The organism is Streptomyces sp. NBC_00569 (assembly GCF_036345255.1).
Classification (GTDB): Bacteria; Actinomycetota; Actinomycetes; order Streptomycetales; family Streptomycetaceae; genus Streptomyces.
Window position 1 is genome coordinate 654,737 of record NZ_CP107783.1, and the last position, 15,647, is coordinate 670,383.

The window sequence follows — 15,647 nt, forward strand, 5'->3', positions numbered from 1 at the left end:
GATCGGCCGACGCCACGCCCGGCCCGTCGGTCACGCCGACGGGCCCTGGACCCAAGGACACATGATGGCAACCCATCCGGCACTCCCCGTGGTCCACGACTGGTTCAGGGTCACCACGATCGACAGCACCCTCACACTGATCGACGAACCCCACGTCCATGAACTGCTCGACGCCAACACGTGGTTGGTCCGCGGCCGCGATCGCGATCTCCTCGTCGACTGCGGTCTGGGAGTGGGCGACCTTCCGGCGCTCCTGGCACGGCTCACCGATCGCGAACCGACCGTCGTCCTGACGCACGCCCACCTGGACCACATGGGTGGGGCCCACGCGTTCGCCCATTGCTGGGCACACCCGCTGGAAGCCGTGGAGTCACCGGAACTCGGATCGCTGCTCGGCTCTGTATGGGCCGCCCAAGGCGGCCTCCAGGACTTCGACCTGCCCCCGCTGCTGATCTCCGCGGTCCCGCACGCAGGCTACGACCCGTCGACGTACGAACTGCGCCCCGCACACGTCACGCGTCACCTCCCCGACGGTGACCGCATCGATCTCGGTGACCGCGCGCTGGCCGTGCTGCATCTGCCGGGCCACAGTCCGGGCGGCATCGCCCTCTTCGACGCATCCGACGGGACTCTGTTCAGCGGCGACGTCGTGTACGACGACGTACTCCTCGACGAGCTGCCGGGTTCCGACCGTGAGAAGTACGTCCGCACCATGAGACGCCTGCGCGAGCTGCCGGTCCGGATCGTCCGCCCGGGCCACGGTCCCAGCTTCGACCGGCAGCGGCTCTGCCGGATCGTCGACAACTACATCGCCTCGGCGAAGGCGCGGGCCGAAGGCGGCTCGCAGGAGCCGGAGTTCGGCCGGGAGACCTAGGACGTGCGCCGGATGGGCGAAAGATCGCTTGCTCGTTAGGCTCGGCGTACGACCTGCCAGTTGGAAAGAAGTTCTCACCCATCAGGAGTTGACACGATGCCGGCCAACGCCGCGGCTCATGTACGCATCGCCCGTCCGTCGCGTGACCTCGCAGCGGCGGAGCGCTTCTGGATCTCGGGACTCGGCCTCGACGTCCTGTACCGGCATGCGTCGGACGGCACGCCTGACGACCACTCACTTCTCATGGCCGGCTGGCCTGATGCGGCCTGGCACCTGGAACTCGTCCACGATCCCGCCGCACCCGTGGAGCCGCGGCCGACCGCCGAGGATCTACTGGTGATCTACCTCGGCGAACCGGTACCGGACTCCCTCGTGGAACGCCTCGAACAGCACGGCGGCAAGCGGGTTCCGGCGCACAACCCTTACTGGGACACGTGGGGTGTGGCGATCCAGGACCCGGACGGCTACCTGCTGGTGCTGTCCACCCGCGACTGGTCCAACTCCTAGCGCTCGCTCCCGTCAGGCGAGGACGGACAGGAGCAGGGCCATCCCGAGGCCCATCACACTGACGAGCGTCTGCACGACGGTCTGTGTCTTGGCGGCCTGGCCGAGGTCCATGCCGAAGGACTCCTTCACCAGCCAGAACCCGGCATGGTTGACGTAGTTGAGGCCCAGGGAGCCGGCGCCGATGGCGACCACCAGGAGCGAGGCCTCCAGCCCGCCGGCCGTGCCGATCAGCGGGGCGACGATACCGGTGGCCGAGACGATGCCGACGGTGGCCGAACCGGTGGTCAGGGACAGGAGCAGCGCGATCAGCCAGCCCAGCACGATCACGTTGAGGTGGGCTCCCTCGGCCGCGGAGGCGATGGCGTCACCGATACCGGAGTCCTGAAGCACCTGCTTGAACGCGCCGCCGCCACCGATGATGAGCAGGATCGCGGCGATGGACTTGAGGCTGTCCGTCAGGGAGGAGCGCGTCGCCTCGCTGGAGCGGCCACCGCGTACGAGGGTCACACCGAGCGCGAAGAGGAAACCGGCGAGCATCGCCACCAGCGGTTCACCGACGAACGTGAGCGCCGCACGCACGGTGCTGGACTCGTCGAGGACGGTTTCGGCGAGAGTGCGCAGCAGCATCAGGGCGACGGGTATGAGAACCGAGGTGACGGCCAGTCCCGTGGACACACCGGCGCGTTGCAGAGTGTCGGTGTACGTCCCCTCGGCCGGGCCGGTGGAAGAGGTGTGGGTGGTGGTGCCGGCCGCGTCGTTCCGGTCGGCTCCGGTGAACTGGGCCACGAGCACGGGGTCGGGGCGTACGTCGGCCAGGCGGGGCGCGATCCAGCGGGCGTACACGGGGCCGGCCAGGATGACGGTCGGGATCGAGCAGATGATGCCGACGCCGAGGGTCAGACCGAGGTCGGCGTGAAGGCCTGTCATGGCGGTCAGCGGTCCGGGGTGGGGCGGCACCATGCCGTGCAGGGTGGACAGCGCGGCGATGGCCGGCACGCCGAGCAGTACGTACGGAGAGCCCTTCGTGGCGCCGTCGTCCTCCAGGCGGCGGGCGACGCTGAAGATCAGCGGCAGCAGCACGATGAGGCCGACCTCGAAGAACATCGGAATGCCGATGACGAATGCCGCGGCGGCGACGAGCCAGGGGAGCCTGCGGTTGCTGGAGCGGTCGACGATGGCGTGGGCGATGGCGTCGGTGGCGCCGGAGTCGGACAGCAGGCGGCCGAGCATGGCTCCGAGGGCGAGAGTGAGACCGATGTCGCCGAGTGTGCCGCCCGCTCCCTCCTCGATGGACCCGGTCAGTTTCGCCACGGGTTCACCGGCGGCGAGCCCGGTGCCGATGGTCACCACTACGAGGGCGATGAACGGGTGGATGCGGAGCCGGGAGTTGATCAAGTAGATCAGCAGCCCGATCGCCACGGTGAGGACGAGCAACAGGTACCAGGTGTGCGAGGTCATACGGGCGGAGTGCCTTTCGGGGTCTGGCCGGGGGGAAACGGGCATGGCTCGGCGAGCCCGCGCGCACAGGGGCTGGACCGTCCCGGTCATGGGTGGGTGGGATGACGTCGGGCAGTTGCCCGTGGTGAAGGCCGTCGGTGTCGAAGCGGGCCGTCGGTGGACGACCGCCAGGTCACTCCCGTCCGAGGGAGGCCGCGAGGTCGGCGACGAGCTTGTCCTGCTGGATGAGGTAGGCCGCGAACGTGTCTCCGGTGGCGAACGCGTCGGTCCAGCCGTGCCGGTCGAGCTCGGCCTGCCACCGCCTGGACCGGTGCAACTCGGTCAGCACGTCGACCCAGCGCTTCCTGTCGGTGTCGCTGATGCCGGGCGGCGCGACGATGCCCCGCCAGTTGCTGAAGACCAGGTCGATGCCCGACGACTTGAGCGTCGGGACCTTGGCCAGAGGCTCGACCGGATGCTCGCCGGTGACGGCGAGAACACGCAGCTGGCCGCTGTCGACCTGGTCGAGGAACTCCCCCAGGCCGCTGGTGGCGAAGTCGACCTCGCCGTCGAGCAGCGCCGGCAGCAGGTCACCGCCACCGCCGCCGTAGCCGACGTAGTCGACCTGCTTGGGGTCGATGCCGACTGTCTTCGCCAGCTCCATGGGCAGCAGGTAATCCGGTCCGCCGGGTGATGATCCGCCACCGACGGCGAGACGTTCAGGAGCCCTTCGCCACGCGGTGATGAGGTCGCCTACCGTTCTGTACGGCGAGTCCTTGCGGACGACGACCGCACCTGCCTCCTCGATGAGACGGGCGATCGGTGTGGTCCTGGCGACCGTCACCTTCGCCTTCGCCTCATGCGAGGCTCCCACGACGCCGAGGCCCATCTGGAGCGCCAGGTCGCCATTGCCTCGTTCGTCGACGATGCGCTGCAGGCCGACCGTGCCGCCCGCACCGGGAAGGTTGAACACCTGCACGTCCGGCGCGATGCGCGTCTCGTCCATGACCCGGGCCGCGGTCCGGGCCGTGGTGTCGTAGCCGCCACCGGGTGTGTTGGGCACCACGATCCGCAGATCGCCGTCCGGCTGCGCCTGTCCGCCCGGAAACACCCCGCATGCGCTGACGGTGAGGAGCGTCAGTACGGCGACGGTGCCACGAAGGGCACGTGCGGGACCTCTCATGGCACCTCGCTTTCGATTTCAACGGCCGGGCGTCATGATTGTCCGACATGGCACGCGAGCCGCCCACGTTGTGTCAGTAGCGAAGATTGAGTTAATTGTGGTCACGACCTTCCGCCGCCATACCCTCGCGGGCCAGATGCTGGTGCTCCAGCTCGCCATCGTCGTGGTGGTGCTGCTGGCGGTCGCGGGGGTCTCGCTCGCCCAGTCCGAGGCCACCTTCCAGCGGGTCGAAGGCCGCAAGGTCGACGCGCTGGCCGAGCAACTGGGCGCCAACCCCCTGGTCCGCAGCCAGCTCGTGAGGCCCGTCCCCGAGGAGGCGCTGGCCCCGCTGGTGCACTCCACACTGGCGCAGTCGGGCGTCACATCGGTGACCGTGGCCGACGCGCAGGGCCGCATCGTCTCGTCCACCAACCCCACGGTGGTGGGTGAACGGCTGAGCCTGGGAGCGGGGGTTGCCCGGGGCCGCAGCTGGTCCGGCGATCTGACGCTGGACGGAAGCCATGAGCTGGTGGCCCAGGTGCCCGTCCTGAGCGCCGCGCCGCAAACCCTGGGGCGGCAGCTCGGCACCGTCATGATCGGAGAGGCCTCCCCCACCGTGTGGCAGCGGCTCAGCGGCGCCTCGTCGTACCTGCTCGCCTATCTGGGCATCGCGAGCGGGCTCGGTGTGATGGGTTCCTGGCTCCTTGCCCGGCGGGTCAAACGCCAGACGTACGGCCTGGAGCCGCGCGAGATCGCCGGCCTCGCCGAGCACCGCGAGGCGATGCTGTACGGCATCGCGGAGGGCGTCGTCGCACTCGACCCGCAACTCCGTCTGACACTGGTCAACGACGTGGGCCGGCGCCTCCTCGACCTGCCCGAGGACTGCGTGGGGCAGAGCATCGACGACCTGGGTTTCGAGGGGCGGCTGCGGGACGTACTCGCGGGGGCCCGGCACGGCGCGGCCGACCGGCACGACCAGGTGGTGATCCGCCGTGGACGCCTGCTGGTGATGAACCGGATGACCGTCACGAAGGACGGCCGCCTGCTCGGTTCGGTCACGACGCTGCGTGATCGCACCGAACTGGCCGAACTGGAACGGGAGATCGGCTCCTTCCGCAGCTCCTCCGAGCTGCTGCGCGCGCAGGCCCACGAGTTCGCGAACCAGCTCCACACCATCTCCGGTCTGATCCAGATCGGAGAGCAGGACGAAGTGGTCCGCTACATCCGCGCCCTCAACAAGCGCCGCCAATCGCTCGATGTGACACTCGCCCGGCGCGTGCGCGACACCGCCATCGCCGCGTTGCTGATGGCGAAGTCCTCTCTCGCCGCCGAACGCAAGGTCAGCCTGCGGATGTCCGCGGGGACCGCGCTCGACCGGCTGGCACCGGAGGACGCGGCCGATCTGGCCACCGTGATCGGCAACCTCGTCGACAACGCGGTGGACGCCGCCGCTTCCGATGACGACACCGGTGACGCGTGGGTCGAGGTGGAGCTGCGGCAGGACGCGTCCAGCGTGGAGGTCGTGGTCCGGGACTCCGGCCCCGGCCTGCCGCCCGAGGTCGCTCGGGAGGTCTTCGCGCACGGCTTCACCACCAAGGCCGCCCGGGAGGGCGAGCGCGGGATCGGCCTGGCCCTCACCAAGCTCGTCTGCGAGCGCCACAGCGGCGAGATATCGGTGGCCAACACCGTCGACGGCGCCATGTTCACCGCCCACATGCCGCTCGGCCGTCCCGCCGATGTGGCGCCCGAAGGAGTCGCCGGATGACCGCCCCGCACGACACGGCCGCAGGAGACGACTCGATCGACGTGCTCGTCGTGGACGACGACTTCATGGTGGCCCGGGTGCACCGCACCTTCGTCGAGCGCGTCGAGCCGTTCCGTGTCATCGGCACGGCTCACACCGGGCAACAGGCGATCGACGCCGTCGAGGAACTGCGCCCCGACCTCATCCTGCTCGACCTGTACCTGCCGGACGTCTTCGGCCTCGATCTCATCCCCCGGCTGCGCTCCGCGGGCCACGACTGCGACATCATGGTCATCAGCGCCGCCCAGGAAGCGGAGACGGTGCGCCGCGCGGTCCGCCGCGGCGTGGTCGACTACCTGCTCAAGCCGTTCGACTTCGAGGACCTGCTCCCCCGCCTCGAGCGGTACGCCGCCCGACGCCGCAGGCTGCTCTCCGCGGTCGTACGGGGCCAGGCCGACGTGGACCGCGTGCTGGGCGGAACTGCTTTGGCCGCTCCGGGCGGTGGTCTGCCCAAGGGCATGAGTGTCGAGACCGCCGCGATGGTCGAACGCGCCCTGCGCGAGGCCGCCGGCACTCTGTCCGCCACCGAATGCGCCGCCCTGACCGGCATCTCCCGCGTCAGCGCCCGCCGTTACCTCGAATATTTCCACGGCACCGGCAGCGCCGGCGTGTCACTGCGTTACGGCGTCGCCGGCCGACCGGAGCGCCGCTACGACTGGCAGGGGTGACGTCGCGGCGGCGTCCGTACTTTCGGCGGCAGCCGAAAGGGGCGTCCCGCAGACCGTGCTGCGGAACGCCCCCTGTGGCGGGTCATCGCTGCCCGCGGGCTGGGAGTCCCGCGGGCAGGTTCAGGTCAGGTCAGCGGTGGCCGCCGTGTCCGTGGCCGCGGTCGTCGCGGTGGCCGCCCCAGGAAAGGGTGTCGACCCTCCGGTTGCGGTCGTCGCGCAGCGTGGCGGTGTCCGAGCGGTTGTCCCACGCGTACCTGCGACGGTCCTGGTACACGTCACGGCCGCTGTCGCGTCCGACACCGGTGTGGACGCGGACCGTCGAGCGGGCCGCCAGACGGTAGTGATGGAAGGTGTAGGTGCGGCCGTCCCTGGCCGACAGCGTCCACCCATCGAGGTTCACGGCGTGCCGGGACGTGTTGGTGACATCGACCCACTCCTTGTTGAGGGAGCGGTTGGTGCCGTTGTCCCAGCCCGGGGAGTCGTACTGCGCGCCGGAGATCTCGACACGGTCGCGGCCCGGGCGGACGGCGGCGTCGGCCGATGCCGACGCGGCGAACGTTCCGACCAGCGCGCCGGCCGCGAGAGCGGCGGCAGCCGTACGGCGGGCGACAACTGACATGAAAGCGGACATGAATGCCCCTTCACTTTGTACTGCAGACCCGTGTACCGGCGTGATGTGCCGCAGGTCTGCGATGTGCGGGTCCCGGCCCGATGGCCGAGAACGCACAACTTGCCAACAGATCGTCCTGAATGTGCGCAAGACGTGAAGGCCGTTACGCGTCGCCCATATTTCTGTTGCTCTCATATGTATCGTCCATTTATGTACTGAAGGCACCAGGTTGACGTCTCGGCCGTTACCCCGCACGGCTCCGGCCCCGCTTCCGTCACGCCTCGTCTACGTCCCGTCACCCAGAAGCGCGTAACAGTCCTACCGCTTCCCACCCGTTCGGCCCCACTTCCGAGCCCTCGGACATCACCGGGGGTCCGCGAGCGGGAAGAGTCTCGTGACGACCTGCCGATCACCCACCCATTCCAGTAAGGGACCACGACGTGCACCTGGATCTTTCGGGCCGGACCGCTCTGGTGACGGGCTCCACACAAGGCATCGGAGCCGCGATCGCGACCGGACTCGCACGCGCCGGCGCGCGGGTCGGGGTCAACGGACGCGACCAGGGCAGGGTGGAGGCGGCCGTCGAGCAGCTCAGAGCCGGCGTGCCGGACGGTGACTTCGTTCCGGTCGCCGCCGATGTCGGTTCCGAGGAGGGCGCTCGACGCGCCTGGGAAACGTTGCCTGACGTGGACATCCTCATCAACAATCTCGGCATCTTCGACGCGAAGAACCCCTTGGACATCACTGACGACGAATGGCGCCGCTACTTCGAGGTGAACGTGCTGGCCGCCGTCCGGCTCACGCGGCTGTACCTGCCGCGGATGACCGAACGCGGCCGGGGGCGTGTCCAGTACATCGCGAGCGACTCCGCGGTGGTGATCCCCGCCGAGATGATCCACTACGGCATGTCGAAGACCGCTCTGCTCGCGGTCAGCCGCGGCTTCGCCAAGCATGCGGCGGGGACCGGCGTCACCGTGAACTGCGTCATCGCGGGCCCTACGCACACCCGTGGCGTCGAAGACTTCGTGTACCAACTCGTCGACCGCGACCTGCCCTGGGACGAGGCGCAGCGGGTCTTCATGCGCGAGTACCGCCCGCAGTCGCTGTTGCAGCGCCTGATCGAACCCGAGGAGATCGCCAACATGGTGGTGTACCTGAGCTCCGACCTGGCGTCCGCGACCACGGGTGGCGCGCTGCGGGTCGACGGCGGATACATCGACGCCATCCTCCCGTAAGGCGGCGCCCTACGATCGTGCACCTCGGGCCGGAAGACTCTTGGTTGTGCCTCTCCGCAACATCGCCAAGTAGGCTTGGATTCCAGGAAGTTCAACGGTCCGGCGACAACTCATGGCGTTCGTCAGGCTTTTCGCGTTTTCGTCAGACGTACTTCCTCGACCCCCAGCAGGCCGAGCAGCGGAACCCTGCCGGTGCGCTGGTCGGGATCAACGACGAGCCCTGAGCTGCGGATCCGGTCCAGCAGAAGTTCGGCGAGCGGCATCACCAAGTGCCGTCCCCAGCAGCGCTCAGAGGCATGCCCGAAGGGCAGATAGCCCGGCGTGGTGTCGGGGTCTAGTTCGTCCCAGCGCTCGGGCCGGAAGGCGGGCGCGTCCTCCCACAGCGCCGGGTCGCGGTGCGAGAGCAGCGGAAGCAGCAGGACGTCGTCGTCATCCCGGATCCGGCTGTCGATCGCGGGGTACTCCGGGGAGGCGTTGCGGAGGATGTTCCACGAGGGCGGCAGCAGTCGCAGGGCCTCGTAGATGATGTTGCGGTTCGGCGTGCTGTCGTCGAAGGGGGAGCCGAGCCACAGTGCGTTCGCGACGAGGGTCGAGACCGTGAAACACACCGGGGCGGCCGCTCGCCGGTAGACACCCATCGCGTACCTGCGGTCCTGGTAGCCGACGGCCTCGGCCGCCCGCCCCGCAAGACCGGTGAGGTGGGCGCCGGGTCGCGGCCAGCCGGGCAGCGCGGCGCCTGCGGCGATCACGGACCAGGTCAGCTTGGGTGTCAGTTCGAGGTTACGGCTCATCAATAACCGCAGACGGAGGGGGTCTTGGCCGAGGATGAGGTCCCTCAGGAGGAGGTGTCCGGTGAGAGGCCAAGGACCCGACAGGTCGACGTCCGGCGGCAAGGGGTGCCTCAGCGCCTCGCGGACGTCGTTGCCTGTCGTCCGGGTGACCGAGGAGGCTTCGTTGCGCGAGATCGAGCGGCCGTGCAGCGGCTTGAACGTCGGCCGCTCGGTCTCCGTCGCCCGGCGCGCGGCGAGGATCCGGTCGGTGACGTCGTGTCCGGCCACTCCGACGGTGTCGCTCTCGAGCCGGAAGACGTCCCGGCCCAGGTGGTCGTCCAGGAGGGCTGTCAGTCGCGGGGCGAACACGGTGCGGCGCGTGCGCGGCGCGGAGGTGAGCGACACGGGTTCTCCGGTGGCGGTGGGGGCGGAACCCCCCGCTGTACGGCAGCCGGCGTCGGGCGCGACGCTCGCTGCCACCGCACAGCGGGGGCGGGTGGAGGCGTGCCGGATCAGTACCAGAGATACCAGGCGTTCGCCTTCAGGGACTTTCGGGCCGCGGCCTTGTTGCGGATAGCGAAGAGAAGCTTCATCACTGCACCCCCTCTCAGGGCGGACGGAAGACACGCGACGGGTGCCGGGGTGAGCCGGTGAAGATCGCGTGCCGGTGGCGCGGTGAACCTTCCCTGCCGTGATCACCGGCCAATCCATCAATTCACCGAAGAGCGTTTCGCATATCCACTTTCAGACGATGCGTTTCCCTGCGTGTGCGGCGCTCTGCGGGAACCGTGTGCGGCCTCGAAAGGGGGCCGGGTTCGCCTCATGGCCTGGTCGCGGCGCTGCGGGTGAGACCGGGAAAGGGGGTGGCGCAACGCGCCGGATTGCGGAACGCGTCGTTCCCGCCAAGGCCGGTTTGGCCGGATGGGCAGCCCTCGCCGCCGAGCAGGCAGCGCTCTGAGCTGCGTGAGAAAATGGCGGGAGGCTCTCCATGAGCGAACGACTCAACGCATGGCCGTCGCTGGTCTACGAGGACCTGGCGCCCATGGTCGACTACGTGAACCGGCTGGTGCAGGTCGGAGGCAAGTACACCCTGGACGAGCCCTTCGAGGCCGGCTGGGGAAACATCGTTCTCGATGTCACCCCCCGCGGTCTGCGGACGCCGACTTTTCGGCGCCAGGGAGTCACCTTCGAGGTGCACTACCGGCTGCTCGACGGTGACGTGGTCGTCGAGTCCGATCAGGGTTCGGTGACGGTGCCCGTGTCCGACGGATCAGTCGCGGCCTTCTACGCGTCGTTCTGCGACGCGGTGGCCGACCTCGGTGTGCGCCCGCCGCGCACCTCGCTGATCTGCGAGATCCCTGGTGCGCCACGGCAGTTCGAGGACGATCAGGTCGAACGCATCTGGGACGGCGACGCCGCCCGGCTGATGTGGACGGCCTTCGACCTCGCGGCCGGCGGACTCGAAACGTGGCAGGCCCCCTTCCAGGGGCATCGTCCCCGGGTCGGTGTGATGTGGGGCGGTTTCGATCTGTCCGCCACCCGATACCGGGCACATCCGGCCACCCCGGAGGCCGACCGTCCGGCGTTCATGCAGAACGCCGCGCGCGACGAGTACGTATCGGTCGGGTTCACCTTCGGCGACGCCAAGTCGCCGAACGCCGGTATGTACGCCTACATCTGGCCCGAACCGGGCGGTCTCGAAGGCCGGTCCTGGGGTGTCGACGGCGCGGCCTGGAATCCCGGCGCGGGTCTCGCCCTGCTGCCGTGGTCCACGCTCAGGGAGACGGCCGACCCTCGCCAGGCCATCGTGGCGTTCGGCGACGCCGTCTACGAGGCGGCCGTGGACACCGCGGGCTGGCCGACCGATGTGATCGGACCTCGCTGCGACGGCTGGCGCATGAGTACGACACCACCAGCGGTCCGGGGCAGCCGAGATCAATGAACCAACGGTGGCCGGACGGCGCCGATCCGCGCCTTCCTTCCTGGTGGAGACATCACCTACCGGAGGCAAGCACGGCCAAGTGGTGCAGCGAGTTGGTGAGATGCTCCGGGCCGAACGGCGGGAACTGGATGTACTCCCGGATGTGCCGCGGCACCGCCGACCAGCCGTAGGTGAGCGTGACCTCGGTCCTGGACGGACCGATCCCTCAACGCCGCGCGTGGCGGATCTTCAATCGGCCGAACCCCATGGTCCCGGAGATCCGAATCCTCGGCCCGCCCGTGCCCGAGTGCCGCGGGGCCTTGTAGCGCAGGTCCTTCCACCCCGTGTGCAGACCCTCCACGTCGACGATCGCGTCGCGAGGAACCGTGATCTTGGCCCTGCCGGTGCCCACCTGGAGCTCGATGTCGACTGCCGCGTGCTCGAAGACCGCCCGGGACAGGTCCAGGAGCACGCTTCCGTAGGCGGACTCGACTCTGAGACTCCGAGGGACCTTCCATGCGCCGCGCCGCTTGATCCGTCCGCCGAGGGCGCCGATCGTGGACGACGTGCCCGCGTCCTCCTCCGGGAGCGAGGCGAGAGCCGGCGCGAGCTCGCTGTGCGTCCTGGCGGTCAGGACCTGCTGCAGACGGCCGTCCATGTCCTCATGCGAGATGTGCCCCTCGGCGTACGCCTCCTGCACACGTTGCACGGCCGAGTTGCGGTCGTCTTCGCTGATCGGGCGTGCCGGGTTTTCCTGCGGGAGAGTCACCGTTTCACTCTAGTGTCGGGAATTCCGCTCCCGCCGAGGAATCCACGCGGCCAAGGCCCGTCCCGGGGAATCGGTCGGCGCCTATCCCGACCGAGCAGGCGGAACGCGACTAGTGTGCACCCCTGACAAAACGTCACGAAAGGAATCCCTCATGGTCTCTCGACTCAATCCGTACATCAGCTTCGCCGGTGACGCCAAGCAAGCCATGGAGTTCTACAAGAGCGTTTTCGGTGGCAACCTGTCGGTGAACACGTACGGAGCGTTCGGTTCCGAGACGCCCCCCGGGTACGCCGACAAGGTCATGCACGGCATGCTGGAGGCCCCGAACGGCTTCATGCTCATGGGCGCCGACAACCCGCCGGGCATGGAGCTCAAGCAGGGCAACAACTTCTCGGTGAGCCTGAGCGGCGACGACGCCGACGAGCTGCGCGGCTACTGGGAGAAGCTGTCCGCCGGCGGCAACGTGGCGGTCCCGCTGGAGAAGCAGATGTGGGGTGACGTGTTCGGCATGTGTACCGACAAGTTCGGCATCACCTGGATGGTCAACATCAGCGAGGCCAGGGCCTGACCCGCATCGCCAAGGAGCGGAACCGGGTGAGTGCCCCGGTGAGGGTGCCGGAGCCGCACGCCGCGTGGAAGGCATTCTCCGAGTCCACACACAAACCCGGTCACGCGGCGTGCGGTTGATGCCCCGGCGGGGGTACCCGCCCTCCCCCAGGGCACGGGCCGGCGGCGTCGCGTCAGCTGCCCCTGCGCATCAGCAGACGCCCCTGGCGGAACCGTTCGCCCTCGCTCGGTTCGCGCAGCATCCGGCCCACCTCGGCGAAGCCGGCCTCGGCGGCCATCTTCGCCAGGTCCTCGACCGGCCACCGGTAGGCCGTCACCACCTTGTGGTCGAACTCCGTGACCGGATCGTCCCCTGACTCGAAGAAGCCGAGCAGAAGATGGCCGCCGGGCGCGAGTACACGGCGGAACTCGTCGAAGTACGAGGGCACGTCCTGCGGTGGGGTGTGGATGACCGAGTACCAGGACAGGATGCCGTTCAGCGAGCCGTCGGCCAGGCTCAGCGCGTCCATGGAGCCGACCTCGAACCGCAGGTCGGGGTAGGTCTCGCGGGCCAGGTCGATCATCACCGGCGACAGGTCGACGCCGAAGACATCGAGGCCGAGGTCCCGCAGGTGCGCGGTCACACGTCCCGGGCCGCAGCCCAGCTCGGCCACGGGCCCGTCCGCGTCCGTCCGCACGAGTTCGGCGAACGCGGCGAGCACCGCGCGGTCCAGCGGCTGTGCGTCCAGCGCATCACGGGTGACTTCGGCGTAGAGGACGGACACGGCGTCGTAGGCGTCCGCTGTCGCATTGTGGTGTGAGGAAGTTTCAGTCACAAGCGACGAGACTAGGGCCACGCCTTGTCGCATCGACGAGTGCCCCATGGAACGGGCCACCCTCCCCGCGACGCCTCCTTGTGAGGGTCAACTGCCGTCCCCAGTCCGTCATTTGGCGCTTGCCGGCCCATGAGGGGGCCGCCGCGCGCCCCATCGGTCACCGGCCCCCATTCGGTTCTGTTCGGTGCGCACGCCGCGTCAGTGGGTGGTCGATCGCTTCGACCAGCCAGTCCAACTCCGCCTGGTCTCCGAGTACGGGGTTCGAGAGCTTCCCGACGCCGTCGACGGTGATCTCGACGACGTCCCCGCCCCGCAGGGTGAAGTCGAGTCCGGGCACGATGCCGGTGCCGGTGGAGAGCACCGCGCCGTCGGGGAACGGCTGGGAGTGCCAGAGATGGTCCACCAGTCCTTGCGGAGGACGGTGGAAGGAGGCCGTGGTGGTCGTCGCCGCATAGGCGACAGCGCCGTCCCGCCGCACCTCCAGGGCGATTTTCAGGGCGGTCGCGTCCTCGATCTCCCAGAAGGGCGCGATGCCCGAGGACACCGCGGCGCTTCCCGCATAGATCTTGGCCTGGGGCAGATAGAGGGGGTTCTCGCCCTCGATCGATCGGGAACTGACGTCGTCCACGATCACGTAACCGACCGTCTCGCCGTGCCGGTTGAGCACGAGGCCGAGTTCGGGCTCAGGGACGTCGAGGTCCGAGTCGTCCCGTACCGCGATCGGCTCGCCGTCGGTCACGACCCGCCACGGCTGGGACTTGAAGAACAGCTCAGGGCGCGCGGCGTCGTAGATGCGCTCGTACACCGACTGCTCGGTGCTCTCCGCGACCCGGGCGTCCCGGGAGCGCTCGTACGTGACACCGGCGGCCCACAGTTCCATCAGGCCGTCGAGCGGCGGGAGCAGCAGCACGTCACGTACGGGAAGGCCGGGGCCGGCGGAGGCCGCGGTGGCCTCCACCAGCGTGCGCAGGTCGGCTGCCGGCAGTCGCAGCAGGTCGGCGATGCGCGGCGCGCCTTCGAAGGTGCGGACGGTTCCGGTCTCGTCGGCGACTCCGGCGTGTACGGCCCCGGTGTCGTCAGCGAAGCGCACGATGCGCGTCATCTTCGGTCCTCTCTGCGGGAGTTCGGGTGGTCCGACCCACCCAGTGGAAGCCGGTGACCACGACGGCCCCGGCGGCGGCGATCGCCGCGATGACATAGAGGCCTCCGGCCCCCGAACCGGTACCCGACTCGACGGCTCCCATCACATACGGGCCGACGAATCCGCCGAGGTTCCCGAAGCCGGAGATGAGCGGGATGGTGGCGGCGATCTGGATGCCGGCGAGAATCGTCGGCGGAACCGTCCAGAACACGGGCTGCGCGCCCAGGAAGCCGAAAGCGGCGACGCACAGGGCGGCGACCGCGGGTACCGGCGGCAGGAGCACACCGCCGAGCAGTCCGGCTACGGTCAGCACGAGGGCGATGCGCAGCGGCCCGCGCCGGTCGCCGGTGCGGTCGGAGTACCAGGGCAGAATCACCACGCCGAGCAGGGCGAACACCCAGGGCAGCGCGGAGACGAAGCCGATGCCGACGTCGCCGAGACCGTCGATGCGCCCGACCAGCGCGGGCAGCCAGAACGTGACCCCGTACACACTGATCTGGATCGCGAAGTAGACGAACATCAGGCGGAGTACCCGGCTGTCGCCGATGACGTCGCGAGCGCGCCGGGGTGAGCGCACGGTCGGGTCCGGGCGGTCCGCGGCGAGGCGGTCGGTGAGGAGTGCCTTCTCCTCGCCCGTCAGCCAACTCGCCTGCTCCGGGCGGTCGGTGAGGAGCCAGGGGACGGCTATCGCCAGCAGGACGGTGGGCGCTCCCTCCAGGAGGAACATCCACTTCCACCCGTCGAGGCCGGCCAGCCCGTGGAGCCCGATGAGATAGCCGCCGAGGGGGTTGCCGATGATGCTGGAGATGGCGACGGCGGACTGGAACATGCCGGTCGCCTTGCCGCGGTCGGCGGCCGGGAACCAGTACGTGATGTAGAGGATCACGCCGGGGAAGAAGCCGGCCTCGGCGGCGCCGAGCAGGAAGCGCAGCGCGTAGAAGCTGGTGGGGCTGTTGACGGTCGCCATCGCGCAGGACAGCAGGCCCCATACGAACATGAGGCCGGCCAGCCAGCGGCGGGCGCCGATCCGGTGCAGAGCGAGGTTGGACGGGACACCCAGCACCGCGTAGCCGACGAAGAAGACGCCGGCACCGAGACCGTAGGCGGCGGCGTCGATTCCCACGTCCGCCTCGAGGTGGGGTTTCACCAGCGCCACGTTCGTGCGGTCCAGAAAGCTCAGTACGAACATCAAGAAGAGTGGGGGGAGCAAGCGCCGGGACACCTTCCGGCGCACGCTCTCCAGGGTGGGCACCATGTTCATCGGACCTCCTGCGGTCCACGCTGACTCGCGTAGGGGGTTGCGGCTGTCTGTCAGATGTCTAGCCTGGGGGCGCCGTAGACATCTGACCAATGGACCGTAGCGATGG

The 15,647-nt window shown here is 69.1% G+C and carries 16 protein-coding genes; 7 read left to right on the forward strand and 9 right to left on the reverse strand.

The genetic code is table 11. The features are described from left to right. Positions 1-61: 61 nt before the first annotated feature. Both OHO83_RS03030 and OHO83_RS03035 read left to right on the forward strand, forming a co-directional pair. Entirely contained in the window at positions 62-874 is an 813-nt protein-coding gene (locus tag OHO83_RS03030; protein WP_330278589.1) for an MBL fold metallo-hydrolase, read from the forward strand. A 96-nt stretch (positions 875-970) separates the two neighbouring features. Continuing rightward, entirely contained in the window at positions 971-1,381 is a 411-nt protein-coding gene (locus OHO83_RS03035; protein WP_266679167.1) for a VOC family protein, read from the forward strand. Between the two features lie 12 nt (positions 1,382-1,393). Here OHO83_RS03035 and OHO83_RS03040 read toward each other — a convergent pair whose 3' ends face one another. Both OHO83_RS03040 and OHO83_RS03045 read right to left on the reverse strand, forming a co-directional pair. Then, a complete protein-coding gene (locus OHO83_RS03040) occupies positions 1,394-2,839 on the reverse strand; it encodes a GntP family permease (protein ID WP_266679165.1) in 1,446 nt (481 codons plus the stop codon). Positions 2,840-3,011: 172 nt separating this feature from the next. After that, positions 3,012-4,001: a Bug family tripartite tricarboxylate transporter substrate binding protein gene (locus OHO83_RS03045; RefSeq protein ID WP_266679163.1), complete on the reverse strand. Its 990-nt coding sequence runs from the start codon at positions 3,999-4,001 to the stop codon at positions 3,012-3,014. 97 nt (positions 4,002-4,098) lie between these two features. Between OHO83_RS03045 and OHO83_RS03050 the strand changes: the two genes are divergently transcribed. Together OHO83_RS03050 and OHO83_RS03055 are read left to right on the forward strand one after the other, a co-directional pair. Beyond that, the gene (locus tag OHO83_RS03050; protein WP_330278590.1) at positions 4,099-5,745 is read left to right on the forward strand and encodes a sensor histidine kinase; all 1,647 of its coding nucleotides are present in this window, start codon (positions 4,099-4,101) and stop codon (positions 5,743-5,745) included. After that, on the forward strand, positions 5,742-6,452 hold the full coding sequence (locus OHO83_RS03055) for a response regulator (RefSeq protein ID WP_266679159.1): 711 nt from the start codon (positions 5,742-5,744) through the stop codon (positions 6,450-6,452). The genes OHO83_RS03050 and OHO83_RS03055 overlap by 4 nt, the downstream gene beginning before the upstream one ends. A gap of 130 nt (positions 6,453-6,582) precedes the next feature. Here the strand turns inward: OHO83_RS03055 and OHO83_RS03060 are convergent, their stop codons facing one another. Continuing rightward, a complete protein-coding gene (locus OHO83_RS03060; protein WP_330278591.1) occupies positions 6,583-7,083 on the reverse strand; it encodes a lamin tail domain-containing protein in 501 nt (166 codons plus the stop codon). A 419-nt stretch (positions 7,084-7,502) separates the two neighbouring features. Here OHO83_RS03060 and OHO83_RS03065 point away from each other — a divergent pair, with 419 nt between their 5' ends. After that, positions 7,503-8,297 (forward strand): SDR family NAD(P)-dependent oxidoreductase, encoded by a 795-nt coding sequence (locus OHO83_RS03065; protein WP_329431944.1) that lies wholly within the window; start codon positions 7,503-7,505, stop codon positions 8,295-8,297. Positions 8,298-8,419: 122 nt separating this feature from the next. Here the strand turns inward: OHO83_RS03065 and OHO83_RS03070 are convergent, their stop codons facing one another. Beyond that, positions 8,420-9,472 (reverse strand): cytochrome P450, encoded by a 1,053-nt coding sequence (locus OHO83_RS03070; RefSeq protein ID WP_330278592.1) that lies wholly within the window; start codon positions 9,470-9,472, stop codon positions 8,420-8,422. 107 nt (positions 9,473-9,579) lie between these two features. Then, positions 9,580-9,660, reverse strand: coding sequence for a tryptorubin family RiPP precursor (locus OHO83_RS46885; protein ID WP_353963518.1), 81 nt, complete (start codon positions 9,658-9,660; stop codon positions 9,580-9,582). 395 nt (positions 9,661-10,055) lie between these two features. Between OHO83_RS46885 and OHO83_RS03075 the strand changes: the two genes are divergently transcribed. Then, positions 10,056-11,009 carry a DUF5996 family protein gene (locus tag OHO83_RS03075; protein ID WP_266679151.1) on the forward strand — a complete coding sequence of 318 codons (954 nt, stop codon included), beginning with the start codon at positions 10,056-10,058 and terminating at the stop codon, positions 11,007-11,009. Positions 11,010-11,214: 205 nt separating this feature from the next. On the opposite strand, the gene OHO83_RS03080 is transcribed toward OHO83_RS03075, so the two are convergent. Then, entirely contained in the window at positions 11,215-11,757 is a 543-nt protein-coding gene (locus OHO83_RS03080; protein ID WP_330278593.1) for a DUF1707 SHOCT-like domain-containing protein, read from the reverse strand. A gap of 151 nt (positions 11,758-11,908) precedes the next feature. On the opposite strand from OHO83_RS03080, the gene OHO83_RS03085 reads away from it, so the two are divergent. Next, the gene (locus OHO83_RS03085; protein WP_330278594.1) at positions 11,909-12,325 is read left to right on the forward strand and encodes a VOC family protein; all 417 of its coding nucleotides are present in this window, start codon (positions 11,909-11,911) and stop codon (positions 12,323-12,325) included. A gap of 172 nt (positions 12,326-12,497) precedes the next feature. Here the strand turns inward: OHO83_RS03085 and OHO83_RS03090 are convergent, their stop codons facing one another. The 3 genes from OHO83_RS03090 to OHO83_RS03100 form a co-directional block, all read right to left on the reverse strand. Continuing rightward, positions 12,498-13,139 carry a class I SAM-dependent methyltransferase gene (locus OHO83_RS03090; RefSeq protein WP_266679145.1) on the reverse strand — a complete coding sequence of 214 codons (642 nt, stop codon included), beginning with the start codon at positions 13,137-13,139 and terminating at the stop codon, positions 12,498-12,500. A gap of 157 nt (positions 13,140-13,296) precedes the next feature. Next, complete coding sequence (locus OHO83_RS03095) at positions 13,297-14,241, reverse strand: fumarylacetoacetate hydrolase family protein (protein WP_266679143.1); 945 nt, start codon at positions 14,239-14,241, stop codon at positions 13,297-13,299. Continuing rightward, positions 14,216-15,541 carry an MFS transporter gene (locus OHO83_RS03100; RefSeq protein WP_330278595.1) on the reverse strand — a complete coding sequence of 442 codons (1,326 nt, stop codon included), beginning with the start codon at positions 15,539-15,541 and terminating at the stop codon, positions 14,216-14,218. The genes OHO83_RS03095 and OHO83_RS03100 overlap by 26 nt, the downstream gene beginning before the upstream one ends. Positions 15,542-15,647: the final 106 nt, after the last annotated feature.

What these genes read in the sequence shown, in the direction of transcription:
- OHO83_RS03040 (WP_266679165.1), bottom strand. Translation starts at nt 2,839, where the DNA reads ATGACCTCGCACACCTGGTACCTGTTGCTCGTCCTCACCGTGGCGATC.
- OHO83_RS46885 (WP_353963518.1), bottom strand. Translation starts at nt 9,660, where the DNA reads ATGAAGCTTCTCTTCGCTATCCGCAACAAGGCCGCGGCCCGAAAGTCC.
- OHO83_RS03035 (WP_266679167.1), top strand. Translation starts at nt 971, where the DNA reads ATGCCGGCCAACGCCGCGGCTCATGTACGCATCGCCCGTCCGTCGCGT.
- OHO83_RS03055 (WP_266679159.1), top strand. Translation starts at nt 5,742, where the DNA reads ATGACCGCCCCGCACGACACGGCCGCAGGAGACGACTCGATCGACGTG.
- OHO83_RS03060 (WP_330278591.1), bottom strand. Translation starts at nt 7,083, where the DNA reads ATGTCCGCTTTCATGTCAGTTGTCGCCCGCCGTACGGCTGCCGCCGCT.
- OHO83_RS03045 (WP_266679163.1), bottom strand. Translation starts at nt 4,001, where the DNA reads ATGAGAGGTCCCGCACGTGCCCTTCGTGGCACCGTCGCCGTACTGACG.
- OHO83_RS03100 (WP_330278595.1), bottom strand. Translation starts at nt 15,541, where the DNA reads ATGAACATGGTGCCCACCCTGGAGAGCGTGCGCCGGAAGGTGTCCCGG.
- OHO83_RS03085 (WP_330278594.1), top strand. Translation starts at nt 11,909, where the DNA reads ATGGTCTCTCGACTCAATCCGTACATCAGCTTCGCCGGTGACGCCAAG.
- OHO83_RS03030 (WP_330278589.1), top strand. Translation starts at nt 62, where the DNA reads ATGATGGCAACCCATCCGGCACTCCCCGTGGTCCACGACTGGTTCAGG.
- OHO83_RS03095 (WP_266679143.1), bottom strand. Translation starts at nt 14,241, where the DNA reads ATGACGCGCATCGTGCGCTTCGCTGACGACACCGGGGCCGTACACGCC.
- OHO83_RS03075 (WP_266679151.1), top strand. Translation starts at nt 10,056, where the DNA reads ATGAGCGAACGACTCAACGCATGGCCGTCGCTGGTCTACGAGGACCTG.